At 69.9% G+C, this 23,092-nt stretch carries 27 protein-coding genes; 18 read left to right on the top strand and 9 right to left on the bottom strand.

Annotated elements, in window-relative coordinates; genetic code table 11:
• Positions 1-89: 89 nt before the first annotated feature.
• The 3 genes from ACFRMN_RS07230 to ACFRMN_RS07220 all read right to left on the bottom strand — a co-directional run bounded on the left by ACFRMN_RS07230 (position 90) and on the right by ACFRMN_RS07220 (position 2,982).
• Positions 90-719, bottom strand: coding sequence for a class I SAM-dependent methyltransferase (locus ACFRMN_RS07230; RefSeq protein ID WP_383014520.1), 630 nt, complete (start codon positions 717-719; stop codon positions 90-92).
• Between the two features lie 200 nt (positions 720-919).
• Complete coding sequence (locus ACFRMN_RS07225; protein WP_383014517.1) at positions 920-1,591, bottom strand: GPP34 family phosphoprotein; 672 nt, start codon at positions 1,589-1,591, stop codon at positions 920-922.
• A gap of 854 nt (positions 1,592-2,445) precedes the next feature.
• Entirely contained in the window at positions 2,446-2,982 is a 537-nt protein-coding gene (locus ACFRMN_RS07220; protein ID WP_383014514.1) for a SigE family RNA polymerase sigma factor, read from the bottom strand.
• 302 nt (positions 2,983-3,284) lie between these two features.
• On the opposite strand from ACFRMN_RS07220, the gene ACFRMN_RS07215 reads away from it, so the two are divergent.
• From ACFRMN_RS07215 to ACFRMN_RS07140, 16 genes are all read left to right on the top strand, one after another.
• Positions 3,285-4,640 (top strand): YcaO-like family protein, encoded by a 1,356-nt coding sequence (locus ACFRMN_RS07215; RefSeq protein WP_383014511.1) that lies wholly within the window; start codon positions 3,285-3,287, stop codon positions 4,638-4,640.
• Between the two features lie 8 nt (positions 4,641-4,648).
• Positions 4,649-5,278: a TOMM precursor leader peptide-binding protein gene (locus tag ACFRMN_RS07210; protein ID WP_383014508.1), complete on the top strand. Its 630-nt coding sequence runs from the start codon at positions 4,649-4,651 to the stop codon at positions 5,276-5,278.
• Complete coding sequence (locus ACFRMN_RS07205; RefSeq protein WP_383014505.1) at positions 5,275-6,960, top strand: TOMM precursor leader peptide-binding protein; 1,686 nt, start codon at positions 5,275-5,277, stop codon at positions 6,958-6,960. The genes ACFRMN_RS07210 and ACFRMN_RS07205 overlap by 4 nt, the downstream gene beginning before the upstream one ends.
• Positions 6,957-7,754, top strand: a complete 798-nt coding sequence (locus tag ACFRMN_RS07200; RefSeq protein ID WP_383014502.1) for a hypothetical protein — start codon at positions 6,957-6,959, stop codon at positions 7,752-7,754. The genes ACFRMN_RS07205 and ACFRMN_RS07200 overlap by 4 nt, the downstream gene beginning before the upstream one ends.
• 34 nt (positions 7,755-7,788) lie before the next feature.
• Positions 7,789-7,974, top strand: a complete 186-nt coding sequence (locus ACFRMN_RS07195) for a thiocillin family RiPP (RefSeq protein WP_383014499.1) — start codon at positions 7,789-7,791, stop codon at positions 7,972-7,974.
• Between the two features lie 33 nt (positions 7,975-8,007).
• Positions 8,008-8,181, top strand: a complete 174-nt coding sequence (locus ACFRMN_RS07190) for a thiocillin family RiPP (RefSeq protein WP_383014497.1) — start codon at positions 8,008-8,010, stop codon at positions 8,179-8,181.
• An 88-nt stretch (positions 8,182-8,269) separates the two neighbouring features.
• Positions 8,270-8,443, top strand: a complete 174-nt coding sequence (locus ACFRMN_RS07185; RefSeq protein WP_383014495.1) for a thiocillin family RiPP — start codon at positions 8,270-8,272, stop codon at positions 8,441-8,443.
• 52 nt (positions 8,444-8,495) lie between these two features.
• Positions 8,496-8,675 carry a thiocillin family RiPP gene (locus ACFRMN_RS07180; protein WP_383014493.1) on the top strand — a complete coding sequence of 60 codons (180 nt, stop codon included), beginning with the start codon at positions 8,496-8,498 and terminating at the stop codon, positions 8,673-8,675.
• A 103-nt stretch (positions 8,676-8,778) separates the two neighbouring features.
• Positions 8,779-8,961, top strand: a complete 183-nt coding sequence (locus tag ACFRMN_RS07175) for a thiocillin family RiPP (RefSeq protein WP_383014491.1) — start codon at positions 8,779-8,781, stop codon at positions 8,959-8,961.
• 205 nt (positions 8,962-9,166) lie between these two features.
• A complete protein-coding gene (locus tag ACFRMN_RS07170) occupies positions 9,167-10,285 on the top strand; it encodes a hypothetical protein (protein WP_383014488.1) in 1,119 nt (372 codons plus the stop codon).
• Positions 10,282-12,804, top strand: a complete 2,523-nt coding sequence (locus tag ACFRMN_RS07165) for a hypothetical protein (protein ID WP_383014485.1) — start codon at positions 10,282-10,284, stop codon at positions 12,802-12,804. The genes ACFRMN_RS07170 and ACFRMN_RS07165 overlap by 4 nt, the downstream gene beginning before the upstream one ends.
• Before the next feature lie 2 nt (positions 12,805-12,806).
• Positions 12,807-13,784: a thiopeptide-type bacteriocin biosynthesis protein gene (locus ACFRMN_RS07160; RefSeq protein ID WP_383014481.1), complete on the top strand. Its 978-nt coding sequence runs from the start codon at positions 12,807-12,809 to the stop codon at positions 13,782-13,784.
• Positions 13,785-13,934: 150 nt separating this feature from the next.
• Entirely contained in the window at positions 13,935-14,984 is a 1,050-nt protein-coding gene (locus ACFRMN_RS07155) for an ABC transporter ATP-binding protein (RefSeq protein ID WP_383014479.1), read from the top strand.
• Positions 14,981-15,742 (top strand): ABC transporter permease, encoded by a 762-nt coding sequence (locus ACFRMN_RS07150; protein WP_383014476.1) that lies wholly within the window; start codon positions 14,981-14,983, stop codon positions 15,740-15,742. The genes ACFRMN_RS07155 and ACFRMN_RS07150 overlap by 4 nt, the downstream gene beginning before the upstream one ends.
• A gap of 50 nt (positions 15,743-15,792) precedes the next feature.
• Entirely contained in the window at positions 15,793-16,227 is a 435-nt protein-coding gene (locus ACFRMN_RS07145) for a hypothetical protein (protein ID WP_383014473.1), read from the top strand.
• Positions 16,227-16,538, top strand: coding sequence for a winged helix-turn-helix domain-containing protein (locus ACFRMN_RS07140; protein WP_383014470.1), 312 nt, complete (start codon positions 16,227-16,229; stop codon positions 16,536-16,538). The genes ACFRMN_RS07145 and ACFRMN_RS07140 overlap by 1 nt, the downstream gene beginning before the upstream one ends.
• A 114-nt stretch (positions 16,539-16,652) precedes the next feature.
• Here ACFRMN_RS07140 and ACFRMN_RS07135 read toward each other — a convergent pair whose 3' ends face one another.
• From ACFRMN_RS07135 to ACFRMN_RS07125, 3 genes are all read right to left on the bottom strand, one after another.
• Positions 16,653-17,270, bottom strand: coding sequence for a DedA family protein (locus ACFRMN_RS07135; RefSeq protein ID WP_383014467.1), 618 nt, complete (start codon positions 17,268-17,270; stop codon positions 16,653-16,655).
• A gap of 268 nt (positions 17,271-17,538) precedes the next feature.
• Positions 17,539-18,348, bottom strand: coding sequence for a pectate lyase (locus tag ACFRMN_RS07130; RefSeq protein ID WP_383014464.1), 810 nt, complete (start codon positions 18,346-18,348; stop codon positions 17,539-17,541).
• A 90-nt stretch (positions 18,349-18,438) separates the two neighbouring features.
• Positions 18,439-19,800 (bottom strand): hypothetical protein, encoded by a 1,362-nt coding sequence (locus ACFRMN_RS07125; RefSeq protein WP_383014569.1) that lies wholly within the window; start codon positions 19,798-19,800, stop codon positions 18,439-18,441.
• Between the two features lie 458 nt (positions 19,801-20,258).
• On the opposite strand from ACFRMN_RS07125, the gene ACFRMN_RS07120 reads away from it, so the two are divergent.
• Positions 20,259-20,480, top strand: a complete 222-nt coding sequence (locus tag ACFRMN_RS07120; protein WP_240045635.1) for a hypothetical protein — start codon at positions 20,259-20,261, stop codon at positions 20,478-20,480.
• 71 nt (positions 20,481-20,551) lie between these two features.
• Positions 20,552-21,763 (top strand): SPFH domain-containing protein, encoded by a 1,212-nt coding sequence (locus ACFRMN_RS07115; RefSeq protein ID WP_383014461.1) that lies wholly within the window; start codon positions 20,552-20,554, stop codon positions 21,761-21,763.
• Between the two features lie 130 nt (positions 21,764-21,893).
• On the opposite strand, the gene ACFRMN_RS07110 is transcribed toward ACFRMN_RS07115, so the two are convergent.
• The 3 genes from ACFRMN_RS07110 to ACFRMN_RS07100 all read right to left on the bottom strand — a co-directional run bounded on the left by ACFRMN_RS07110 (position 21,894) and on the right by ACFRMN_RS07100 (position 23,090).
• A complete protein-coding gene (locus tag ACFRMN_RS07110; protein WP_383014458.1) occupies positions 21,894-22,265 on the bottom strand; it encodes an ArsR/SmtB family transcription factor in 372 nt (123 codons plus the stop codon).
• Positions 22,262-22,723, bottom strand: a complete 462-nt coding sequence (locus ACFRMN_RS07105; protein WP_383014455.1) for an SRPBCC family protein — start codon at positions 22,721-22,723, stop codon at positions 22,262-22,264. Before ACFRMN_RS07105 ends, ACFRMN_RS07110 begins: the two co-directional genes overlap by 4 nt.
• Before the next feature lie 208 nt (positions 22,724-22,931).
• Positions 22,932-23,090, bottom strand: a complete 159-nt coding sequence (locus ACFRMN_RS07100) for a hypothetical protein (protein ID WP_030349777.1) — start codon at positions 23,088-23,090, stop codon at positions 22,932-22,934.
• Positions 23,091-23,092 lie beyond the last annotated feature (2 nt).

Raw genomic sequence — 23,092 nt, 5'->3', positions numbered from 1 at the left:
ACTGGGGTGACCCTCCGCCTTGCGATCGCACGCACCGGACGCCTCCGAGCCCACCCTCCGGGCGGACGGCGCTACTTTGAAGACAGGACCTAGGGGCGGCGGGCCAGCAAGTGGGCGTCGAGGAAGCCCCGCTCGGAGGCCGGGTCGTGGAGCAGCCGAGCGACCGTGACGAGCCCGGCCCCTGCCAGCAACTCGGCGAACCGGTCAACCGGCCAGCTATAGGCGGGCGTCACCTTGTGGTCGAAGCGGACCGGCTCCGGTCCCTCGGTCCCGAAGAACGACACCAGGAGCAGGCCTCCTGGTGCCAGGACACGCACCTGCTCGGCCAGCAGCGCGGGCAATTCCCCAGGCGGGGTATGGATCATCGAGTAGTGGGCCAGCACTCCTCCGAGCGCGCCGTCCTCGACCGGCAGGGCCTCCATTCGCGCTTCGTCGAACCGCAGCGCCGGATGGGCCCGCCGGGCGTGCTCGACCATGACCGGGGAGAGGTCGAGCCCGAAGGCGTCCAGCCCCAAGTCGTAGAGCATGGCCGTCAGATGTCCGGGCCCGCACCCGACGTCGGCTGCCCGCGGGTTCCCCGTCCCTCGCACCAGCTCGGCGAAGGTGCCGATCATGTTCCGCGCGAACGGCTGCGTCTCCAACCGATTGGCGAACATCGATGCGTACAGCTCGACGACCCCGTCGTAGGCCGCCCTGGTCTCGTCCTGGTGTTTTAACACGGGAAGGAAACTAACACCCGCGCCGCTCGCGGCCGTTCTCCGGCCCCGTACCGACCCTTCCCCCAACGACTGACCGTCCCGTCACCTGATTTCGGGACACCCCCAGTGGTTCGGAGAAGGGCGGGGCAGGCCGGCGCGGGTGACGGCGGGCGTGCGCGGGGCGCGGGGGCGCGAGCCACCGCCGCGGTAACTCGGTACTGTCAGCTGCCCCCGGGCGTCATGACCACCGTCATCGTCACCATCACGGTAACCGCGTCCTCCGCCGCCTTCACGGCCTGACGCACCGCGGGTCCCACCCACCCACCGTGCGCGATGGCCTCCATGTTCGCCTTGACCGTGGCCTTGTCCCCCTCGGGAAATGCCAGCCGGTCCAGCTTCGCGCCGTGCAGCAGCGCCACCAGAGTCGCCGTACGCTCGTCCGGCTCCGCGCCGCCCATGACGACGGCGTCGAGCCGCTGCCGCAGCGCCTCCTCCACCGACCCGTCGGACTCCGGATAGCGGCGTACCGGGAAGAGGCCGAGCACCTTCTTCGTCTCCTCCCGGATCAGCCCCTTGCGCAGTAGGCCCTGGCGCGCTCCGTCGACCCCGTCCTTCTTGAGGCGCTTGATCCAGTCCTTCGTCCTGCCCGGCTTCTGCTGGCCCGCGATGTCGGCGAGCGCCGCATCGAGCGTCGGGTCGCCCAGTTGTGCGGGGTCGAGGACGGTCACCTTGTCATCGGCGACCTCAATCCGGCCCGCCAGTGCCAGTTCGACCAGCGAGGCCCCGGCGATCGCCCAGCCGACGTGTTCGGACTCCTTCGCGGCACCCGTGTCGTCGTCCAACGACAGCAGCATGAGCTGCTCCCCCAGTGTGGTCCTCATTGATGTGTCCATGCTTGTTTTCTCTCCTCGGCTGGAAGGCACAATCACTCTTCCTTTCGTCCGCTGTTCCGGCACAAGTCGTCCACTGTCCCGACACAAGCGCGCACAGGGACGGCGACGGTATCGCCACCACTGCCGAGGGCCTGCCGTACGGCGACGTCAACATCCGCCTGACGATGGACTATGATCACGGCGAACCGGCACCGCTCGCCGTCGGCGGAGTAATGCCCTGAGCTGTTCGGACACCGCTGGGTGCTCGGACACCGCTGGGTGCGCGGTGACGGGAGTGGCGACTCAGGAATTACCGCGGAGGCTCCGCATCCGCGGATCCGTCGCATGCGGAGGAGTCAGCTCTGGCGGATTCGGTCGCCGCAGTACATGTGTTTGATTTCGCGGCTCGGCGAATCTCGGCGAGAAGTTCCTCATCGCTCAATCCGGGCGCCGGACCGGGCATTGACCCGAAAAGCGAACCGAGAGCCCCGCGGAGTGCTGTGGCGGTGGCATCATCCTGGTCAGCAGCCGGAAACTCATCTCCCTGAGAGTCACTCATACATCAATCCAGCGGTGCGGGAAGGCAGAAGCGAGGTGCATCATGGCTGTCCATTCCTTGATCACCGGACTCGGTTCGGCCGCCTGCCGCGAGAAGCGCATCTGTGCAGTCGGTAGCGTTCCCCGAATGTCTACCTCTCCTGCGCGCGCTCCGCAAGCGCGCCCGTTCGCTCCGTGGCCCGGGAGGAGTACGGCCCCCGAGCCACGGGCCACCCGCTGACAGGTGGCCCGCGCGGCAACGAACAGGCGGCGGACGTTCATCGGCTGTCCGCCGCCCGTTCGTCGGATACGGAGGATACGGACCGCGCGCGCTCACCTCAGTGACCGGACAGGGGGCTTTCCTGTCTGTCCGTGAGGTCACCGAGCCGCTCCCGGAGAATCCGCAGGGCCCGTGAGCTGGAGCTGCGGACAGTCGACGAGGAGCAGTTCATGATCCGTGCGGACTCCTCGACACTCAAGTCCTCCCAGTAGCGCAGGTAGACAAGGCTCCGCTGCTTGGCCGAGAGGGTGGCGAGAGCGTCGAGCAGCACGATCCGGTCCTCGATCCGTGCCGCTTCCGCCGGTGTCGGCTCCGGCTCCGGTGTCGAGTCCACCAGCCGTTCGCGTGTCCAGCGATGGTTTCGGCGGTCGCTCAGAAAGAGGCGCACCATCACGGTGCGCGTGTAGCCGGACAGCTTGTCGTGCTGGTCCAGATGCTCCCATCGGCGGTAGAGGGTGATCAGTGTCTGCTGCACAAGATCATCGGCCGCGTGCCAGTCCCCCACCAGTAAGAAGGCGTTACGTCGCAGCGCTGGTCGGGCGCCGATGACGTATCGCGCGAAGCCTTCCTCGATCCCTTCATTCACGCTGTTCATCCCCGTTCACGCTTTTATTGTGTCTGCGAACAGCGCTCCGGCCGGTCCACCGCGTGTAGATAGGTGGAACTGTCGTCAACCGCTCACGAACCCGACCCGCGCTACCGCACACGGAGTCAAACACTTCTTCTGCCAACTCGCCAGTGACCCGTAGGCAGCGGTGGTCGGCGGCGGTCGTCCTTCACGAGAAGCAGAATTCGGCCTTCGCCGAAGGCTAATTCTTTGTCGTTTCAACAACCTTGGATCGGCCGGCAGGCGAGGCGGCACGCGGTCAGATCATTTGCCATTAAGGAGGCTTGGGAATGAGGACGCTTAAAGCGACCCCTCACGGCGCCGCGGTGCCCGCATCGCTGCGCGCGATGGGAAAGCTGGTGTCGCCGTACGGGCTCGTGTCCAGGCTCACTTGGCTGCCCGTGACCGAGGGGGAGCCCGACTTCCCGGTCTACACGGGCTCATTGGGGAATCCGGGGGCAGTGCTCGCCACGCAGTCCGAATGGACACACGACGCCTCCTCGGGCAACTTCGACGGCGCCGGCGGGGCACTGGACCGCGAGACGGCGGCGCATCTCGCGGCGGCGGAATCGCTGGAGCGGTACTCCTCCTGCGCCTGGTCACCGCAGGACATGATCTGGGCGACCGCCGCCGAACTGGGTGCGGACGCGATCCCGCCATGGGAGTGGCCGAACCTCTCGGAGGCCGAACTCTCCGATCCCCGCTGCGGCTTGGTGCCCACCGATCCGCGGATGCCGCTGCGCTGGGTCGAGGGCTGGTCCTTCGCCCGCGGCCGCAAGGTGTACGTCCCCGCCGTCCAGGTCTATCTGAAGTGCTCACCCGAGTCCGCCGCGGAACGGCACGTACACCCCGTCTCCACGGGCTGCGCCACCCACTCGGACCCGCTCGCCGCGATCGCCAACGGCCTGCTGGAGGTGGTCGAACGGGACTCCATCGCGCTCACCTGGCTCCAGCGGCTGCGACTGCCGCGCCTGGAGTTCACGCTCGACGAACTGCCGGCCGAATACCGGGCGTACGTGGAACGCGCGTCCTGCGAGAGCATCCGCACCCTGCTCTTCGACGCCACGACCGACCTCGGCATCCCCGTCGTCTACGGCGTGCAACTCGCCGACCACGACCGTGATCTCGCCCAACTGGTCGTCGCCACCTGCGACACGGACCCCGCCAAGGCGATCGCCAAGCTGCACCGCGAGGCCGCCTCGCTGCGTATCGCACTGCGCTCCCACGCCGGTCGGCACTCGGGTCCGGAGGATCCGGAGGACACGGTGAGCGTGATCGGCGGCGCGCTGCTCGCGGGCAAGCGCGGCCAACGCGACCGGTTCGATTTCCTGTTGGAGGGCGACCGCCCCGTGCGCTCCCTCTCCGGCCTCGCCCGCCCCCCGGCGGACGCGGCGGAGCTGCCGTGGCTGCTGGAGCGGCTGTCCAAGGCCGGCTGCGAGGTGGTGGTCGTGGACCTCACCACCGACGAGGCCCGGCAGGTGGGCGCGACCGTCGTACGGGTCATGGTGCCGCAGCTCATGCCGCTCTCCTTCGCTCACCGGGCCCGCTATCTCGGCCATCGCCGGCTCTACGACGCTCCCCGCGCCATGGGGCACCCGGTGAGCGACGAAGCCGGCGTCAATCCCAACCCGCAGCCCTTCGCGTGAGGTCGGTCATGAATCGTCACCTGCTCGTACTCGCCTCCGGCCCCTTCGGCAAGGACGTCGCCCGGCGTCTGAGGGACGGCTCCCGGGAGCGGAACCACGACGTCACCCTGATGGAGATCGACGAGGGCACCCACCCGAGTCTGTGGCCGCGCTCCGACCTGATCGTGCTGAGCACCTCGTACGACCGCCCCCGTGTCTACGAGGCGGCGGACCGGGCGGCCTTCGACTGGGGCATCCCCTGGTTCGGGGTGCACTCCACCGCCACCGAGGTGGTGTGCGGCCCCGTGGTGGTCCCCGGCCGGACGGCCTGCCGGCGGTGCTACGTACGCCGCCGCGACCAGCACCGGCGCGCCGAGCACGGCACGGCGGGCACCGGGGACCGTCACCCGACGGGCTACCCCCTCCACCACGTCGGCGTTGCCACCGCCTTCGCCCGGCAGGCCGTCGACGAGGCCCTCAGGGAGCCGGACGGCAAGGGGGCGGTCGGCGCCACCGTAAGGAAGTTCGACCAGATCAGCGGCGCCACGAACAGGGCTCCGGTGGTGGCGGTGAACCGCTGCGAGCGCTGTCGCACCCCTGCCACGAGCGACGCCCTGTGGCGTCGGCTCGCCTCGATCGACGAAGGGCGGACATCGTGAGTGACCGGTCCATCACAGCGGAAACCATCGGGTCCGCCGCACGATTCGACCCGCAGCTACGGGTCCCGCGGCGTCCGCGGCTGCGCCGTGGCCTCGTGGTCAGTACCGAGGCGGACCAGGTGGTGGTGACGGGTCCGCCGAAGAAGCAGCTGTTCCGCGGCAGCTCCGCCACGGATCTGCTGCCGGCACTGCTGGCCCTGCTCGACGGTGAGCGCACCCATGCCGGGATCGCCGCCGAGCTGGGCCGCCCCGAGGACGTGATCTTCAAGGCGCTGTCCCTGCTCTGGACCTGCGGCGTCGTCGAGGACGGTCCGCCGGCCGAAGCGGAAGCGGCGCTCGCGCAGGGGATCGACGGCCGCCTCGCCGACTTCCTGTCGCGGGTGGGCAGCGCCACCGAGGCCAACGCCTGCTGGGAGCAGGCCGCCACCAGGCTCCGTACCGCCCGGGTCGAGATCTTCGGAGCCCCGGCGCTCGCGGCGTTGCTACGGGACGAACTCACCGGCTCCATTCCGGTCGCCCTGGGCGCGGGCGCCACCCCGAGCGAGCGGGTGACGCTGGTGGTGTGGGCCGACGCCGCAGACACCGGGTCGGACGGCGCCGGGACCGGCGTGAGCGCCCTCGCCGAGCACTGCTGGGAGAAGGGCATCCCGCTGCTGCGGCTACGGGTGCGGGGCCGACGTGCCGCACTGGGCCCGCTGGTCGACCCGCGGACGACACCGTGCCTGGACTGCCTGACCGCCCACGACGCCGATGACGACGCCCGAGCCGGCACCGAGACCGACGGGGGCCGGGAACCGCACCGGGCGAGCGCCGAAGGCGACCTCGCCCTCGCCGTCGCGCTGTTCGTGCGCGACCTGTTCGCGGCGGTCTCGCGTACAACACCCACGCCCTTGCCCATGCGCTGGCGGCTGGTGAATCTCGAAACGCTCAGCCAGCGGGACACGGCGGCGGCGACCCGGCCCGGCTGTCCGCGCTGCTCGGTCGCCGAAGGTCCGACCGCCGAACACGCCGCGCCCGCGACCCGCTTCGAGGCTTCTGTGGCCATGCCACCGAAGGAGTTCGCCGACCTCAAGGCTCACCAGATGCACTACAAACCGTCCAACCTGGCCTTGCAGCGCCTGTCGAGGACGTGGCCGGTGGCCGGCGCGGTCGAACTCCTGCCACCGGAGCACACCCGGCTGGGCAGGCGGTGGCCCGCCGCGCAGCCCGGTCCCGACACACTCGCGCTGCTGCTCTCCGTCACCGCGGGGATCAAGGCCGACGCCCCCGACAAGGTCGCCAGGTGGACGGCCAGCGGCGGCAACATCGGCTCGGTGACCGCGTACGCCGTCGTCCGCGACGTACCCGGCCTGGCATCGGGCATCTACGGCTACGTCGCGGCCGAACACCGGCTCGCCCTGCTGTCCTCGCGCACCGACGCCGTAACCGGCGACCGGCCGCTGACTCTCGTACTGACCGGCGACTTCCCCAAGGTCGCCCGCAAGTACTCCGCCTTCGCGCTGCGGATCGTCCTGCTGGACAGCGGCTGCGCCCAGGCCACCGCGCGGGAGGCCGCCCAGACCCTTGGCATCCGCTTCGCTCTGCGGCCGCGGTGGGACGACGACGCCATCGCGGCCGGCCTCGGAATCAACCCCGACATGGAACCGGTCACCGCGGTCATCGACTTGGGAGAAGCCACATGAGCAGCGCGCAGGACCTCGTCGCGGAACTCCTCGCCGCCTTCCGGGATCCCGCCCCCGCCACCGGGGAAGCCGGCGGGACAGCCACCGGGGCCGGGACCCCGCCCGGCCGGGAACTGCCCGCGGCCCGGCCTCTCGTGGCCCTGGGCCCGCCCGTCCGGTTCGCCTCACGGGAGCGGGAGAGGTCCCCGCTGCTCACGGTGCTGGAGCAGCGCCGTTCAACGCGGTTCTTCAGCCCGGATCCCGTCGACGCCTCTCTCGTCGCCGACGTGGCCGCGCGCGGTATCGCCGCGGACATCACGTCCTGGCCGGACGAGCAGGACCAGGTGCCGCTCCGGATCAATGTCGTCGCCTTCCGCCTCGGCGGACTTGAGCCCGGGATGTACAGCCTCGACACCGGGAGCAGCACCGGCGGGGGGACGGGGGAGCGGTCCTACGTCAAGGTGGCGCCGCTGCCGGAGGGGGAGGCCCTGCACGGCCTCACGATCCAGCGGGAGTTCTGCGACTCCGCCGCCATCATCTCCCTCGCCGCCGATCTCGACCGGGCGAGCGCGGTTCACGGCGCGCACGGCTACCGGACGCTGATGAGCCGCGCCGGGGCCGCCGCGTACACGATGTGGCTCGACGCCGTGGCCGTCGGTCTCGTCGGCAGCGTCTTCGCGGGCTTCATCCCCGCCTCCGTCCGGCAGCCGCTGCGCAGTGACGGAGCGAGCCGGCACCAGCTCTTCGCCCTCGCCCTGGGCGGCGCACCCGTGCTGCCGCCCCCCAAGACTCCGGGGCCGACCAGCCACCGGTGAACCGAGCACGAACACAACCGAAGAAAGGAATCCGATGACCGACGCCAACGCGTGGGAACTGGACCTGCACACCATCGATCTGGGCGACGAGGACATGTTCGTCGAGCAGATCCCCGAGGGCGTGGCGCTGGGCACCTTCAGCACCGCCTCCAGCGCGACCACGGCCAGCTGCCCGGTCAGCAGCGCCGGAAGCATCATGACCGCCAACTGTCAGGGCTGATCCCTGACGGGATCGTACGAGAGGAAGCTCCCCATGCCTGAACTGGAGTTGTACGTAATCGAGGAAATCCTTGAGGGCTCGCTGGAGATGGAGTCGCTCGCGGACGGCAACGCCCTCGCGTCGGTCTCCACCGCGGGATCGGCCAGCTCGGCGTCCTGCCCGGCGACCACCGCCTCCTCCTTCACCTCCTTTTCCAGCTACACCTGACCGGCACACGGGCGCCCTCGGCGTCCGACGACGTGCCGGTTTCCACTCCCCACATCCCACGCACCATCCGAAGTGAGGAAGTCCACCCGTGAACATCAACGACGACACGTTCGACCTGTACGCGCTGGACGGCGAACTCTCCATCGAGGAGCTGCCGCAGGGCAACGCCCTGGGCTGCTGGTTCTCCGCCGCCTCCGCGTCGACGGCGTCCTGCCCGGCGACCTCGGCCTCCAGCGTCGGCAGCGCCTCCACCTTCGGCTGATCGCGCTCACGTGGTCCCGCGGCCACGGAACGTCTCAGAAAGGGACACCCAGATGAACGGTCTGACGACCGAGGAAGTCCTCGACCTCTACTCGATGGACGAGGAGCTCTACGTGGAGGAGATGCCGCAGGGCAACGCCCTGGGCTCCTTCTCCAGCGCCACTTCGGCCGGCTCCTTCTCCTGCCCGGTCAGCTCGGCCAGCAGCGCCACCACGGCCTCCTGCGTCGGCTGACGATCTCCCGCCGCGTCACCAGCGGCGGGAAGCGGCTTCCGAGGAGTCGAAGACGCCCGCGGAATCCGCACAACCGAAGAAACCAGAGAAGAGGTGACACCGCATGAACGAACAGCACAGCGATCAGGACCTGTTCGACCTCTACGCCCTGGACGGCGACCTGTCCGTGGAGGAGCTGCCGCAGGGGAACGCCCTGGGCTCCTTCTCCACCGCGACGTCCGCGGCGTGTGCGTCCTGCCCGGTCAGCTCGGCGAGCAGCGCCACCACGGCGTCGACGTACGGGTGACCGGGTCCGGCAGGCGGTGCCACGTCGGCTGACACCGTTCAGCACCGTCCCGCCGGACTCGGCTCCGCCCTGTCCGCGGGGCTGAAGTCAGCCCCGCGGACAGGTGGTTCACGCGATTGCGCAGCATCCCGCAAGGCGGTGCCCGGGGTCAATGGGCCGGCCCATTGACCCCGGGCACCCAGGAGTACAGGAGAGGTAGACAGCAGTGATCAGTTCGCCGCCGAAGCTCCGAGACGAGCTGGAGGTCATACGCGGCATGGACGACATGCCGCTGATCTTCGATCCGGTCACAGGGAACTACCATCGCATCACGCGCGCCAGCGAAGTGGTGCTCAGCTATCTGGACGGCACCCGCACCCGCGACGATCTCGTCGCGTGCTTCTCGGGCGCCCGGCGGGCCTCGGGTGCCCGGCGGGCCGATGACGACACGCTCTCCCGGCGGATCGACACCTTCCTGGCCTCCCTGGAGAAGAGCGGACTGCTCGAAGGCTCCGACCTTCCGGACAAGCCCGGGAGCGGCGGCCGCGTCCGTACATCGATGCTGATGCCGCGGATCATCCTCACCCGCTCGCTGCCCCGCGTACTGGAACCCGTGGCCTCCGTGCTGCGGACCGTGCCGGCCTCGCTGCTGGTGCTGATCGCCTCGCTCGGCGCGATCGCCGGGTACACGTTCGGCTTCCACACCCTCTTCACCGCGATGCCGGCGCTGAAGGACCTCAGCGGACCGGCCTTCCTGATCGCCACCGGCGTCATGCTGCTGTACGTGCTGGTGCACGAGAGCGCGCACGCGCTGGTCGCCCAGATGCTGGGCACGCCGATCCGCGGGCTCGGGGTGGCGCTGCTCTTCTACTTCATGCCGGTCGCCTACGTGGACCGTACGGACGCCTACCGGGTCAAGGGCCGCGGCGGCCGGGTGGTGCTCGCCATGGCCGGCATCGTCAGCGACGGCTGGTTCTGCGCGCTGTCCGGGGCGGTCGCCCTCAACTCCGGTGGGCTGCTGAAGGACACCGCCGCGTTCCTGCTGAGCATGCAGTTGTTCATGCTGGTGATCAACTTGAATCCGCTGATGCCGAGCGACGGTTACACGGCGCTCGAAGCGGCGACCGGACTCACCAACGCCCGCGGCCGTGCCTTCGCGCTGCTGCGCCACACAGCCCGGCGCCAAGAACTCCCCACGCATCTCGCCAACCTCAGTACCGGCGCCCGTCGCGGCTATACGACCTACGGGCTTTTCGCCGTCGTCTACGTCTGCTTTCTCGCCTACGCCATGCTCCACGCGGTGCCCGTCACCGCGGACCTCGCCCTCTCGGTGGTGGGCCGATGACCTCGCTCCTCGTCTCGCCCGTCCTGCTGACCCGGGTGGCGGGACTGCCTTCCGACACGCTCGACCTGGTCGCCCCGGCCACCCGCAAGCTGCTCACCGAACACGCGGCGGCCGCGGCGCGGTTGAACGAGGTGGCACCCGCACTCGTCGATGTCCTCTTCTCGCTCGTCCCGCGGCTCGACGACGACGTACCGCTGCGCCGCAAGGTGCTCAGCGCCAAGCGGTCCGTCAACCGGCTGGACCCGCTGCCCTGGAACGCGGACGAGGCCGACGGGATACGGCGCCGCCTGGCGGCGCTCCTCCCGACCCGGCAGGCCGCTCTCCTGGACGACTGGGTGCGGCTGACCGAGGAACGCGAGGGGCTGCTCGGGCAGCTCGGTGCCCAGCTCGCCGAGGACCGGAGGCAGGCCGTACGCGCGCTGCACCGGACGGTCGGAGCGGGCACCGCGCCGCACGGGACCGTCGACACCAGCCGCAACGGCGCACCCGAGGAAGGGGCGTTCGGGTTCGCCGAATCCCTGGCGATCGCCGCCCCGGACTGGATCAGGCACGCCGACCACAAGGCCCGCTCGGCGAAGAAGCTCAAGACGCTCTACTCCTACGTCGCCCGCGCAGCCGTCAAAACCAGCCCGTTCTCCGGACTGACCACCGTCGGAGAGGCCGGGGCCACGGGACAAGGGCGTGCGCGCAGCCGTACGTCCGCCACCATGGCCTACCTGGCGCTGCGCCGGCTGGCCCGCGACGAGTCGACGGCCGGGCTGCTGCACTACCGCGTCGCTCCCGTCCGTCCGGGAACCCCCACCGAGCCCGACGGGCTACTGCTGCACAGTGAAGTACTCATCACCGAAGGCGTCGTCTGGCGCAACGACCGGGCGGTCGAGGCCGACCACGCTCTGCCCTCGCTGGCCGGCCTTCCGCCCCGTATCGGCCACGCCGAACTCCTCGCCGCTCTCGGGGGCACCCGCCCGTTCGCCCGGTTCCGCCGGATGCTGGACGCCGGGCTCGTGCATCCGGTGCCGCCCTGGAGCCAGGGTGAGGCCCCGTTCCCCGCACTGGCCGGGCTGCTGGAGAACGCCGCCGACGCTTCCCCGCTCGCGCGCGCAGAGCTGCTGCGGGCGCACGACCTGGGCGAAGGTGCCCGCCGGCGGAACGTGGGCGGCCGGATCGCCACCGCCGTGGAGCTTCGGGACCTGACCGGTGACTGGAACGAACACAACGACCGCGGTGAACGCAAGCCCAGTGGGCTGATCTACGAGGACCGCGAGACCGGTCTGGCCCTGCCCGACCCGCTGACCGTGCCCGAGGTCCGGGCGGACCTGACGGCGCTGGGCGAGCGGATGCGGCCGTACCTCTTCCGCTCACACCTCTATGACTTCCTGCTGGGGAGTTTCGTCGCGGAGTACGGCACCGGCGGCGTCTGCCGCGATCCCCTCGGCTTCCTGATGCGGCTCAGCGTCGACAGGGACTCCAACCCCCCGCTTGAGCGGGCTCTGTACGCCGACATGGCGAGCCGGGCCGATCCGGGGGATCGGGCCTGGCTTCCGGTCGGGCCCACCAGCGCCCCGCCGAACGCCGGACTCTTCTTCCAGATCGAGGCCGCGGACCAGACCGAGCTGGCGGCAGGACGGTACCGGCTGGTGGTCAACCAGTACGGTTCGGGCAGCGGCGGGCTGTTCAGCCGGTTCGGCGAACTGCTCGGCGACGGCTTCCGGGGGCGCCTCACCGCGTACGTCGAACGCTGCTGGGCGGGGGTGCGCTGCCGGGAGCTGGTGGTGTGGGGCGACTGCAACACCGTGCAGTCGGAGTGCGGCGGCCTGCTGCCGCCGCTGGTGCTGCCGGGCGAGGTCGGGGCGGACGGCGGAGCGACCCTGGACGACCTGGTGCTCGCTCACGACGCGGAGCGCGACACCCTGTCCCTGTTCGACATGGCCGGCGACCCCGTTGGCCTGGCCTATCTCGGGCTCATTCCGCAGCATCTGCTCCAGTCCTACGTCCGGCTGCTCTCGATCCTCGCCGACCCGTGGGTCAACGGCTCGCCGTACTCGGACTACACGATGACCAAGGCGCACGAGCTGCGCCCGCTCTGCGGCGACGACGTGGTGAAGCTGCCCCGCCGCACCGAAGGTCCGGGTGGCCGCGTCGTCACCCGCCGCTCCTCGTGGATCGTGCCGGCCTCCGCGCTCCCGCGCTCCGAGGACGGCGGCGTCGACGAGACCGTTCTCGCGGTCCGGCTCGAAGCGTTCCGGCAGGCCCACGGCATTCCGGAGGAGGTCTTCGTCCATCAACTCGGCGGCGCCGGCGCCGCGATGGGCATGAGCGCCGACCGGAAGCCGATGTGGGTCTCACTGGCCTCACCGCTCTCGGTGGGCGTCCTGCATCACTGGCTCAGCCCGGAGACCAGTCACCTCCGGTTGGTCGAGGCGCTTCCCGACCGGTCCCTGCATCCCCAGCGTGACGCGCTCGGCCGGCCCCGGGTCGTCGAGCACGTGGCCCTGCTGGCCTGGCCCGAGGAGAACTGAACGTGCGGCTTCTGGACCAAGCGAACCGACCGGACCCCGCCGGCCGGGCCCACCCGGCAGACCCGGCGGCGCGAGCGGACCGAGCAGACCGAGCGGACCGAGCGGACCGGTCCGGTCCGCGCGGTGACACGGACTGGTGGTACGTCCGCGCCTATCCCGGTCATCCGGACCTGATGGACGAGGCCACCCGGGTGCTGATCCCCTGGCTGGCCGAGCGGGCGGCCGAAGAGGCGGCCTCGGCCTGGTTCTTCACCCGCTACTGGGACATGAGCGGCCATCACCTGCGGCTGCGCCTCCACTGCTCCACCGACGGTGTCGACCGCGTCCACGAGCGGCTTCCGGAACTCGTCGGGCTGCTGCACGCGCTCGGCAAGCCCGTCGTCGCGGAACGCCTCGTCCCCGGCTCGGTACCGCGGGGGCTGCCCTTGGTGAAGCAGGCCCGCTGCTGTCTGTACGCGCCGGAACTCGCCAAGTACGGAGGCTCCCGCGGGGTGGCCAGGACTGAGGAGCTGTTCACGGCGTCCTGCGGCTGGTACGACGACCAGCGGATCGGCGCTCTCCCACCGCTCTTCGACCGGGCGGCGTTGGCCGTCACGTACATGAGAACTCTCGTCCGGGCGGCGCTCCCCGAGGACGCGCGGACGGAATTCTGGCACGCACACCGGCGCCAGTGGGGGCGGCAGTTGCGGATGGCGGCTCCGGGCCAGGAGGAGCTGCGCGCGCTGCTCTCCCGAGCGGTGCGGGGCACCGGTAACGCCGGCCATCTCGGCGACGGTCTCCGCGACAGCGTCGACAAGCAGGTCGCGACGGTCGTGCGCACCCTCGACGCGGCGGCGGCCGATGGCAATCCCGTACCTCGGGCGGTCCTGCTGCTGAACTACCTGCACATGGACCTCAACCGCTGGGGATTCGTGCCGGCGGAGGAGAGCCTGCTCGGTGTGCTGGCCTCGACGGGCGGGCGCGCTGAGTCCCGTCCGTAGCCCGTGACCGAACGCTCGTGACCGAACCTCGCACTTCTCCGTTTCGCAAGCACTTGACACTTTGGCAAGTGAATGCCAGTCTGGAATGCAGTTGATGTACCCGTAGACGGCGCGAGACCTCAGCGGCATCCGATGAGAGGCAGACGCGGAATGGCTGAACACGACCCCTCCCAGAGCCCGCCCCCCAGCGTGGCGGTCCTGCTGGAGCACGTAACGAAGCGTTACCAAGGCCCGCACGGCGACATCGTCGCCATGAATGACGTCAACCTGTCCGTGCGGCCGGGCGAGATCTTCGGTCTCCTCGGCCCCAACGGCGCGGGCAAGACCACCACCATCGAGACCCTGGTCGGCCTTCGCCGCCCCACCGCGGGGCGGGTCCGGGTCCTTGGGTACGACCCCTTCGAGCAGCGCGACGAGGTGCGCAGGTACGTCGCGATCCAGCCGCAGCAGGCTGCCGTGTTCGAGCAGCAGACCGTGGCGGAACTGCTCCGCGTCTGGGCCTCTCTCTACGCGGACCCCGACACCCCCGACGCCATCATCGCGAGGATGGGCCTGACGGACTCGCGCGACGTCCGGGTGTCGAAGCTTTCCGGCGGCCAGCGCCAGCGCCTGCTCGTGGGCACGGCGCTCATCTCCCGCCCGCGCCTGCTGGTACTCGACGAGCCGTCCACCGGCATGGACCCCAACGCGCGACAGGAACTGTGGAACGCGGTACGCGAGCACCGCGGGACCGGAGGGACCGTACTGCTGTCGACACACTCCATGGAGGAGGCCGAAATGCTCTGCGACCGGGTCGCCGTGCTGCACAAGGGCTCGGTCGCCGCCTGTGGAGCGCCCCAAGACCTGATCGCCGCGCACGCACCCGAACGGGAAGTGCACTTCACCGTCCGGCAGGGCACCGACCTGGCGCCCCTGCGCGCCACGGCGGGGGTGTCCCACGTGGAGAGTCACGAGGCCGGCGCCGACACCCGGGTGATGGCCAGGACCAGGAACTCGGACGCGGCGTTCGCGCTGCTCGCGGGACCGCTGGGGGCCCGGCAGATCCAGATCAAGGAGGCCGGCCTGGAAGCGGTCTTCCGCCTCCTGACGGGCGTCTCCTTCCACGCGGCGGGCGACGGCATGGAAGCGGAAGAATCAGGCGAAGCGCCTGGCGCGGTCTCCGGCAAGGAGTCCGCCGAGACGGAAGGTGTGCCGGCGTGATCTCTTCGACCTCTCGTGAACTGGCGCTGCTGCACGCGCGCGAACTCGTACGCGACCCGAAGTACTTCTACTTCGCCCTGTTCTTCCCCTTCGGCATGCTGGCGATCTTTCTCGGTATCGGCTCGTTCATGCCGAAGGAGCCGGGCACCCCGGACTTCCTCAAGCTCGTCATCCCGATGGCGATCTTCCTGGCCGTCACGAGCGCGGCGCTGACCGTCACCGCCGGTCCGCTCGCGGGTATGCGCGCCAAGGGCACCCTCCGGCTGCTCGGCACCACCCCCCTCGGCCGGACACGGCTGGTGTTCACGCACATGTTCGCCAGGGTCCTCATGGTCACCGCCCAGGCGGTCGTCCTGCTCGCCCTGGCGGTCGCGCTCGGCAAGGTGGAGCCGAGCCGGCTCCCGGCCCTCTTCGGGATCGCCCTGCTCGGCCTGGCCATGTTCGGCGGGATCGGCTACCTGATCGGCGGCCGACTGTCCTCCCCGGACGCCGCCACCAACGTGGGGACGCTCGTGCAGCTCGCGGCACTCTTCCTGAGCGGCCTCGCCTTCCCGCTGGAGCTGATGCCGGATGCCGTGCGCACCGTACTGAGCCTGCTGCCCACCTCCTTCTTCGCGGACCTGATGCTCACTCAGATGTCCCAGGGGGAGCCGACCCACCCGGCGTGGCTCTCGATCCTGGTCGTCACCGTCACCGCCGCGGTCGCCGTCCTTCTCGCCATCCGCACCTTCAAGTGGGACCAGGGTGAGACCGCGTAGGCCCGGCCGGACCATATCCTCAAGACCTATACCGCCAGGAAGGGACCACGATGGACAAGAACGAAGCCGCGGACGCCCTCGCTTCCGCTGACGACCTGGCTTCGCGGATGCGTCAGGGAGGCGGGAGCCGACATCTCCTGGTGTTCCTCCTGGGCATCGTGATGCTGGTCATGACGGCGGTCTACGGGCTGCTGATCCAGCCGAACGTGGAGTACGCCCTCCCGGTCTTCCTGCTGCTCCCGTTCTTCCTGCTGGTGATCTACACCGCGACGCGTCCGGTGCTCCCACGCCACTACCGGAACCGGTACGCGGTCATCACGGCGAGCGGGGCGGGCATCTACTCCCTGACCGTGACTCTCGGCAGTGTCCTCTTCTCCGGCGAACCGCTGTGGTGGGTGCCTGGGGCGATGCTCTGCGCCGTGCCCTTCTTCCTGGTCGGCATGCTGGGACGGAAGGCAGGCCGGACCCCAGAGGCCAGGACGTGATGACGCACCCCCGCAAGTCCCTCGACACCGTCATCCACGCTCCGGTGCGCTTCTCCATCGCCGCCGCGCTCGCGTCGGTCGACGAGGCCGACTTCCAGACCCTCCGGGAGGCCATCGAGATCACGGACTCGGCCCTGTCCAAACAGATCGCGCTGCTGGAGCAGGCCGACTACGTGAAGGTCCGCAAGGGCTTCGTCGGCAAGCGCTCGCGAACCTGGCTCTCCCTCACCGGCAAGGGCCGCACCGCCCTCACCCGGCACCTGGAGGCGCTGCGCGAGATCGCCGCAGGGGAGCTACTGGAACCCCCCTGACCTCGCGGTTTCGTTGTCGGTGTGTGGTTCGGTACCGCACGGCTGGGAAGCGTTCCCGCAGAACTTCACGAGCGCCTTGTCGAGGTCGGAGGACCCGGGCCGAACGTGGCGCGGTCAGTGGTGCGGTGGGCGGCTCCGGCGGTGTCGCCTAAACGCCCACACTGCCAGCGCGAGCACCACCACCCCCGCGATCACCGCCCCGGCGATCTGCCCCAGCTGTGACTCGATCCTGGTGAACGCCGCCCCGGCGAAGTAGCCGACCGCCGTACAGCTCACGCCCCAGCACAGCCCGCCCAGCGCGTTGAAGAGCAGGAACCGTCGGTACGGCATGTCCGAGAGCCCCGCCAGCGCCGGCATCAGCGCGCGGAGGAACGCGATGAAGCGCGCGAAGAACACCGCCGAGGCGCCCCGCACCCGGATCATCTCGCGGGCCCGCTCGACATGGTGCCGGCGCTTGCGCAGGCTCCGGGTCGCCAGGATCCGGTCGCCGAAGTGGCGGCTCACCGCATAGCCGGTGCTGTCGCCCAGGATCGCGGCGAGCACCACGACCACCGCCATCCACCACACCGACACCTCGCCCTGGGCGGCCAGCAGCCCGCCCAGTACCGCGGCGGTCTCGCCGGGCAGCACAAAGCCGAAGAACAGGGCGTCCTCGCAGAAGACGAGCACGCCGACCACGGCATAGACCAGGGGGCCGGAGAGACCGCCGAGCCAGTTGGTGATCGTATTCATCCGGAGCGCCCCTCCGTTCCGTCGATGCGTGCCGACGCCGGTCCCGGTTGATTCCGACAGTACTTCCCGCTCACGCCCGGTATGGGCCGCCGGCCGTGTGTCGGTCCTCGCGCGAGTGGAGAGCGCGAGCGGAGAGCCCGTGGCCGGATGACCCAGCGGGTAAGAAGGCGCGCGCCGCGCCCGTACCGCCGACGACCGGCGGAGGCGGGCACGGCGCGCGCACGGCTCACATATCAGTGCTCACGCGTCAGTGCTCAGTCGCGACTGCTCACCTGTAGGTGAGGTCGGAGGCGCTGTACTTGCAGTACGTGCCGTCCGCGTCGGAGCCGTTCTTCGTCGGCTCGGCGCCGGTGCTGTTCCCGATGTACTTCTGGCACGGCACGATCTTCTTGCTGCTGTCCCCGACGATGGTGATACCGCGCAGGGTCAGCGAGTCGCCGTAGTTGGTGTTGATGCCGCCGATGACACCGCCGGGAGCGGTGATCTCCGTGTTGGTCACATTGATCGTGCGCTTGTACTGGCTTGAGCAGTTGCCGCAGGAGCGGACGAAGGTCTTGAAATCCTGGCCGGCGAAGTTCGAGATGTTCAGTGTGCCGCCGCCGTTGAACTGGAAGATCTTGTCCGCGGCCTTGCGGGCGCCGCCGCCGTTGACGGTGAACGTCTTGCCGGTGCCGCGGAAGGTGGCCGCGTCCTCGCCGACATCCTCCCACCACACGTTCTGCAGTGTGCAGCTGCCGGAGCAGTGGATACCGTCGGCGGCGGGGGCGCCGATGATGACGTTCTTCAGCGTCGCCCCGTCGGCGAGCTGGAAGATCGGGCCCTGGTCCTCGTCCTGGCCGTCGCTGCCCAGGTCACCGGTGCCGTAGTAGCGCTTCATACCGCCGTCCACGGAACCATTGATGGGCTTGGTGGCGCCGACCGCCTCGCTGCCGTTGGACGACGGCCAGGTGGCGGCCGAGGCGGTGGGCAGGGTGAGACCGGAGGTGAGCGAGGTGAGGACGAGGGCGGCGGCGCCGAGGCCGCCGGCGATCACCCGCCGCTTCCCGGTGCTGAGGCGCGTGCTGTGTTGTCGCGTCATGGTGGGGCGCTCCTTGTGAGGGGGAGGGGTGAGAGGTGCTGGGTGATGGGTGTGAACGGTGTGGACCGCGGCTTCACGGAGTTCGCGGATTCACGAGGTGGTGATGGTCGGCCGGGGAGGCGTCGGCATCTTGTCGCCGATGAGGAAACTGGGGTGCGGCGGCTGGTTGTAGGCGGTGTTCTGCCAGGCCAGCGCGGGCTTGGAGGTGTCCTCGTCCACCTTGAAGTACTCAAGCCCCGGGCGGGACGGGTCGAGATCGCCGAGGTGGGCAGCGTCGCCGTGGCCGTTGCGCGTCGTCCACAGACCGGAGCCGTTGTCGTCCACGGCCATCGAGCCGTACACGATCTCGTCCCTGCCGTCGCCGTCCACATCGCCGACCGTGAGGGCGTGGTTGCCCTGGCCGTCATAGCCCTTGCCGCTGTTGGTGGAGCTGTTGGTGTCGAACGTCCATCTGCGGGTGAGCTGACCGCCGTTGAAGTCCCAGGCGGAGATCACCGTACGGGTGTAGTAGCCCCGCGCCATGATCAGGGAGGGGTTGGCGCCGTCCAGATAGGCGGTCCCGGCCAGGAAGCGGTCCACGCGGTTGCCGTACGAATCGCCCCAGGAGGCGACGGAGCCGCGCGGCGGGACATGGTCGACCGTGCTCCGCGCGGCGCCCGTCCGCCCGTCGAACACCGTCAGGAACTCGGGCCCTTCCAGCACATACCCGCTGGAATTACGGTAGTCGGCCGAGGCGTCGCCGATCACCTTTCCCGTGCCGTCGACCGTGCCGTCGGCGGTCTTCATGGCGACCTCGGCCCGGCCGTCGCCGTCGTAGTCGAAGACCTGGAACTGCGTGTAGTGCGCGCCGGAGCGGATGTTGCGGCCCAGATCGATCCGCCACAGCCGCTCGCCCTGGAGCGTGTAGCCGTCCAGGATCGTGTTGCCCGTGACGCCGGACTGGGAGTTGTCCTTGGCGTTGGTGGGCTGCCACTTCAGGACGAGATCGAGGTCGCCGTCCCCGTCGAGATCGCCGACCGAGGCGTCGTTGGCCTCGTACGTGTGGTCCGGTCCTGCCGCCGGGACGGAGATCGGTACGTCGAGATAGCCGGAGCGGAACTGGACCGCGCTGGGTGAGGCCGGCTGCTCCGCGCCGTTCACGAGCGCGCGCACCGTGTAGTCCGCGGAGTTGGGTGCGTCCCTGTGCGGATAGTTCGTGGTGGTGATCGGCTCGGCGTTGACCTTGACGGAGCCCCGGTAGAGGTTGAAGGCGACATTGTCCGCGTCGGTCGCCAGCCACCGCCAGCTGACCAGGTTGTCATTGCCCGTGTGCACACTGACCAGGCCACGGTCGAGCCGCTCCAGCCGCGCCGTGGCCGCCACCACTCGCTCACCGGACCGTGCCACGCCCGGCGCGGGCGTCATCAGCCCGGCGAGGACCGCGCCGGACACCGCGAGCACGCCCAGCGGCATCCCCCGGCGGACGAGGGGGCGTGGTGGGCGTGGTGGTCGCGGCGGGGATCCTGAGCGCGCCGCGTACGTGCCGGCTCTGAACCGCACGAGTCCTCCAGAGGGGTGGGGGGTGTCTGTCCCTGTGTCCCCTGGTCGCCGCCCGCGCGGAAAAGGTTGCCGCGTGGCCCGTAAGGAGCCGAGGGCGGTCCGGCGCCCGCCATGCTGCCGCGACCCCCTCCGGAGTACTGTGAAGAGATCGAGGGTATGCCGCCGTCGGCCGCTTTGCCGGGGGCGTCCTCGATGACGGACGAGGTCGGAGGCGCGGCCCTCCAGGAGCGTCGCCATGATCAGGAGCGTGATCGCCATGATCGCGACTGACGCGATGACCGTACGGACGCGGGCTCACGTGGACCGTGGAGCGACCCCGTCCGCCGGGGCCCGGCGTGCCGCCACGAGGGAGACGGGTGGAGCAACGACGTATGTCCGTGGCAGATGACTCCGCGCAGAGCCCTGTCGGCGCGATCGGCAGGGTTACCGTTCCGATCCCGGCCGACGGTCCCGGTGAGGTGCTGGTGTCCGTACGGGGCGGATCCGAGGCCTACGCGGCCTGGGCGGACCATCCGATCGGCAGAAACCTCCGGGTGATCGTCGTGGATTCGATCTCGGCGCGCTCGGTGATCGTGGAGCCCTTTCCGTCCTGAGCCCCTTCCTGAACACAGACCTGAACCCCTTCCTGAACACAGGGAAGCAGGTAGTTCGACAGGAGTACCCCATGCTGTTCTGGCATGTTCCCGCGCCCAACGAGGCGATGCTCATATCCGGTTCCAAACGGCAGGCACAGGACACACAGTTCCGGATCGTCACCGGGCACGGCAGTTTCGTCATGCCCATCAAACAGAAGGCCCGCATGCTGTCGCTCGCGCTGCGGGAGGCGGAGATCGTCGAGGACTGTGTGACCCAGCAGGGCATCCGGCTCAAGGTCCGCGCGGTATCCGTGTTCAAGGTCGGCGACGACGCGGTGTCGATCGCCAACGCGGCCCGGCGCTTCCTGACCGAACAGGAGCACATGGAAGAGCTGGTCGGCCGGATCTTCGCCGGTCACCTGCGCTCCATCGTCGGCGGACTGACCGTGGAGCAGATCATCCGCGAGCGCGACCGGGTGGCCCAGGAGGTCAAGCAGGGCAGCCACAGCGAGATGGAGAAGCTCGGCATCGTCGTGGACGCCCTCCAGATCCAGGAGATCGAGGACGCGACCGGCTATATCAACAATCTCGCGGCCCCGCACGCCGCCGCCGTCGCGAGCCAGGCGCGTATCGCCCAGGCCAAGGCGGACCAGGAAGCCTCCGAACGCGAGCAGCAGGCCGCCGCGCTCAAGGCCGAGTACGAACGGGACACCGCGATCAAACGGGCCGGCTTCCTCGCCGAGACGGAGCAGGTTAACGCGCGCGCCGCGCAGGCGGGACCACTGGCCGAGGCCAAGGCCTCGCAGGACACCATCGAGCAGCAGACGGCGCTGGCGGAGCGTCAGGCGCTCCTGGCCGCACAGCGGCTGGAGGCCGAGGTCCGGCGCCCGGCGGACGCCGAGGCGTACCGGCAGCGGACGCTCGCGGAAGCGGGCCGGGACCGGGCGAAGTACGAGGCGGACGGCAACGCGTACAGCGAGCGTGCGCTCGCCCAGGCCCAGGCCGACGCGAACACCGCCCGCGCGGCTTCCCTGAAGGACGGCAACCAGGAACTCATCGCGGCCAACCGCATCGTGGAGAACCTGCCGGCGCTGGCCGACGCGGCTTCCCGGGGCATGTCGGGTGCGAACCTCACCGTCCTGAACGGCACCGACGGCGTCAACGACATGGCGGCGGGTCTGGTGGGCCAGGGCATGGCCATCCTGAACTCGCTCAAGGGCTCCACGGACGGCACCAAGCAGGCGGGCGCGACCCCCAGCGTGAGCCGGAAGCCGGCGCTCCGTGTCACCGAGTCCAAGTGACCCCGAACCAAGTGACCCCGAACCAAGTGACCCCGAAGCCAAGTGACCCCGAAGCCAGGTGACGCCGAATCCACGTAACGGCACCCCCGACGGGCCGTCGGCCCCCAGGGCCCCGGACAGTTCCAGGTTTCTAGGAGCGGTCCGGGGCCCTGTCCGTGGAATCGTCCTCGGAATCGTCCTCGGCGAGGCGCTTGATCGCCGAGAGCCGGGAGTCCCAGTCGGAGGCGACCCGGTCCATCCACCGGGCCGTGACACTGAGCCGCGCGGGGCGCACCACGTAGCGCGCCTCGCGGCCCGCCCGGTGAGCGGCGACCAGACCGGCCCGGTCGAGGACACCGAGATGTTTGACGATCGCCTGCCGGCTGACCGGCAGTTCTCCGGCCAGGACCGTGGCGGTCGCCTCGCCGTGCGCGGCGAGGGCGTCGAGTATCCGGCGCCGGGTCGGATCCGCCAGCGCGGTCAGGACCTCCGCCACGGTGTCCCGGTCGGCCTCTGCCGTCATGCGTCGAGTCGCTCCACGTAATCCCGGATGTTGACGACCATCTCCGTCCAGCCATCCGTGTGGCTCTCCTTCGAGGCGACGTCCTTCCTGTCCTCCGGGATCACGATATCGGCGAAGCCGGTCTCGACCACACGCAGCCTGGTTCCCTCGCCCTCCGGGGTGAGCGTGAACTCCACGAGGGTCGAGTTGCCCTCGTCGGCCACCTGGCCGGGGTACGCGCTCGCCCAGCGGTACGAGAAGTAGTGCGGCGGATCGACCTTCACGATCGTCGTCGGGAACTGGCCGTACTGACCGTGGTCCAGGTGCATGACGCCGCCGGGCCGCAGGTCGATGGGGGCGGGCTGCCCCTGGCCGAACCACTGCCCGACATGCTCCGGTTCTGTCAGCACCGCCCAGACGCGCTCCATGGGCGCCGCGATGGTGATCTCCCGCTCGATGCGGTCATCGGATGTGGACATGAGGGGAACCTTCCGCAGATCGGAACTAACGTGCAACCCAATGGTTGCACTACTCCCATCGATAGTGCAACCCGTCGGTTGCGCAAAGAGGCACGCGCCCTGGATCCCTGAAAGCCCCCGGTCCCTGCCCCCCCGGTCCCTGAAAGCCCCCCGGTTCCTGAAACCCCCCGGATCCCTGAAAGTCCCCCGGGCCCCCGGGCCCGCCGGCTCAGTGCCCGCGCGAGGCCGCCATACCGATCGTGATCAGCGCCAGCACCACCCAGCCGAACCACAGCCAGCCGTTACTGCCGAGCGCCGCGGTGTAGCCCGTCACGACGACCAGCGCGCCGACGGTCACCACACCCATAGTCTTGGTGGATCCGGACATGT

Origin of the sequence: Streptomyces sp. NPDC056835, assembly GCF_042789485.1 — a bacterium.
In the GTDB taxonomy this organism is placed as follows: domain Bacteria; phylum Actinomycetota; class Actinomycetes; order Streptomycetales; family Streptomycetaceae; genus Streptomyces.
This window is presented reverse-complemented; position numbering and strand designations above follow the sequence as displayed.

Excerpts from the sequence above, each read along its gene's own strand:
- ACFRMN_RS07110 (WP_383014458.1), bottom strand. The coding sequence starts at position 22,265 with ATGACGGCAGAGGCCGACCGGGACACCGTGGCGGAGGTCCTGACCGCG.
- ACFRMN_RS07200 (WP_383014502.1), top strand. The coding sequence starts at position 6,957 with ATGAGCAGCGCGCAGGACCTCGTCGCGGAACTCCTCGCCGCCTTCCGG.
- ACFRMN_RS07105 (WP_383014455.1), bottom strand. The coding sequence starts at position 22,723 with ATGTCCACATCCGATGACCGCATCGAGCGGGAGATCACCATCGCGGCG.
- ACFRMN_RS07180 (WP_383014493.1), top strand. The coding sequence starts at position 8,496 with ATGAACGGTCTGACGACCGAGGAAGTCCTCGACCTCTACTCGATGGAC.
- ACFRMN_RS07130 (WP_383014464.1), bottom strand. The coding sequence starts at position 18,348 with ATGACGCGACAACACAGCACGCGCCTCAGCACCGGGAAGCGGCGGGTG.
- ACFRMN_RS07210 (WP_383014508.1), top strand. The coding sequence starts at position 4,649 with ATGAATCGTCACCTGCTCGTACTCGCCTCCGGCCCCTTCGGCAAGGAC.
- ACFRMN_RS07135 (WP_383014467.1), bottom strand. The coding sequence starts at position 17,270 with ATGAATACGATCACCAACTGGCTCGGCGGTCTCTCCGGCCCCCTGGTC.
- ACFRMN_RS07175 (WP_383014491.1), top strand. The coding sequence starts at position 8,779 with ATGAACGAACAGCACAGCGATCAGGACCTGTTCGACCTCTACGCCCTG.
- ACFRMN_RS07195 (WP_383014499.1), top strand. The coding sequence starts at position 7,789 with ATGACCGACGCCAACGCGTGGGAACTGGACCTGCACACCATCGATCTG.
- ACFRMN_RS07220 (WP_383014514.1), bottom strand. The coding sequence starts at position 2,982 with ATGAACAGCGTGAATGAAGGGATCGAGGAAGGCTTCGCGCGATACGTC.
- ACFRMN_RS07215 (WP_383014511.1), top strand. The coding sequence starts at position 3,285 with ATGAGGACGCTTAAAGCGACCCCTCACGGCGCCGCGGTGCCCGCATCG.
- ACFRMN_RS07120 (WP_240045635.1), top strand. The coding sequence starts at position 20,259 with ATGTCCGTGGCAGATGACTCCGCGCAGAGCCCTGTCGGCGCGATCGGC.
- ACFRMN_RS07190 (WP_383014497.1), top strand. The coding sequence starts at position 8,008 with ATGCCTGAACTGGAGTTGTACGTAATCGAGGAAATCCTTGAGGGCTCG.
- ACFRMN_RS07155 (WP_383014479.1), top strand. The coding sequence starts at position 13,935 with ATGGCTGAACACGACCCCTCCCAGAGCCCGCCCCCCAGCGTGGCGGTC.
- ACFRMN_RS07140 (WP_383014470.1), top strand. The coding sequence starts at position 16,227 with ATGACGCACCCCCGCAAGTCCCTCGACACCGTCATCCACGCTCCGGTG.
- ACFRMN_RS07115 (WP_383014461.1), top strand. The coding sequence starts at position 20,552 with ATGCTGTTCTGGCATGTTCCCGCGCCCAACGAGGCGATGCTCATATCC.
- ACFRMN_RS07145 (WP_383014473.1), top strand. The coding sequence starts at position 15,793 with ATGGACAAGAACGAAGCCGCGGACGCCCTCGCTTCCGCTGACGACCTG.
- ACFRMN_RS07125 (WP_383014569.1), bottom strand. The coding sequence starts at position 19,800 with ATGCCGCTGGGCGTGCTCGCGGTGTCCGGCGCGGTCCTCGCCGGGCTG.
- ACFRMN_RS07225 (WP_383014517.1), bottom strand. The coding sequence starts at position 1,591 with ATGGACACATCAATGAGGACCACACTGGGGGAGCAGCTCATGCTGCTG.
- ACFRMN_RS07100 (WP_030349777.1), bottom strand. The coding sequence starts at position 23,090 with ATGTCCGGATCCACCAAGACTATGGGTGTGGTGACCGTCGGCGCGCTG.
- ACFRMN_RS07165 (WP_383014485.1), top strand. The coding sequence starts at position 10,282 with ATGACCTCGCTCCTCGTCTCGCCCGTCCTGCTGACCCGGGTGGCGGGA.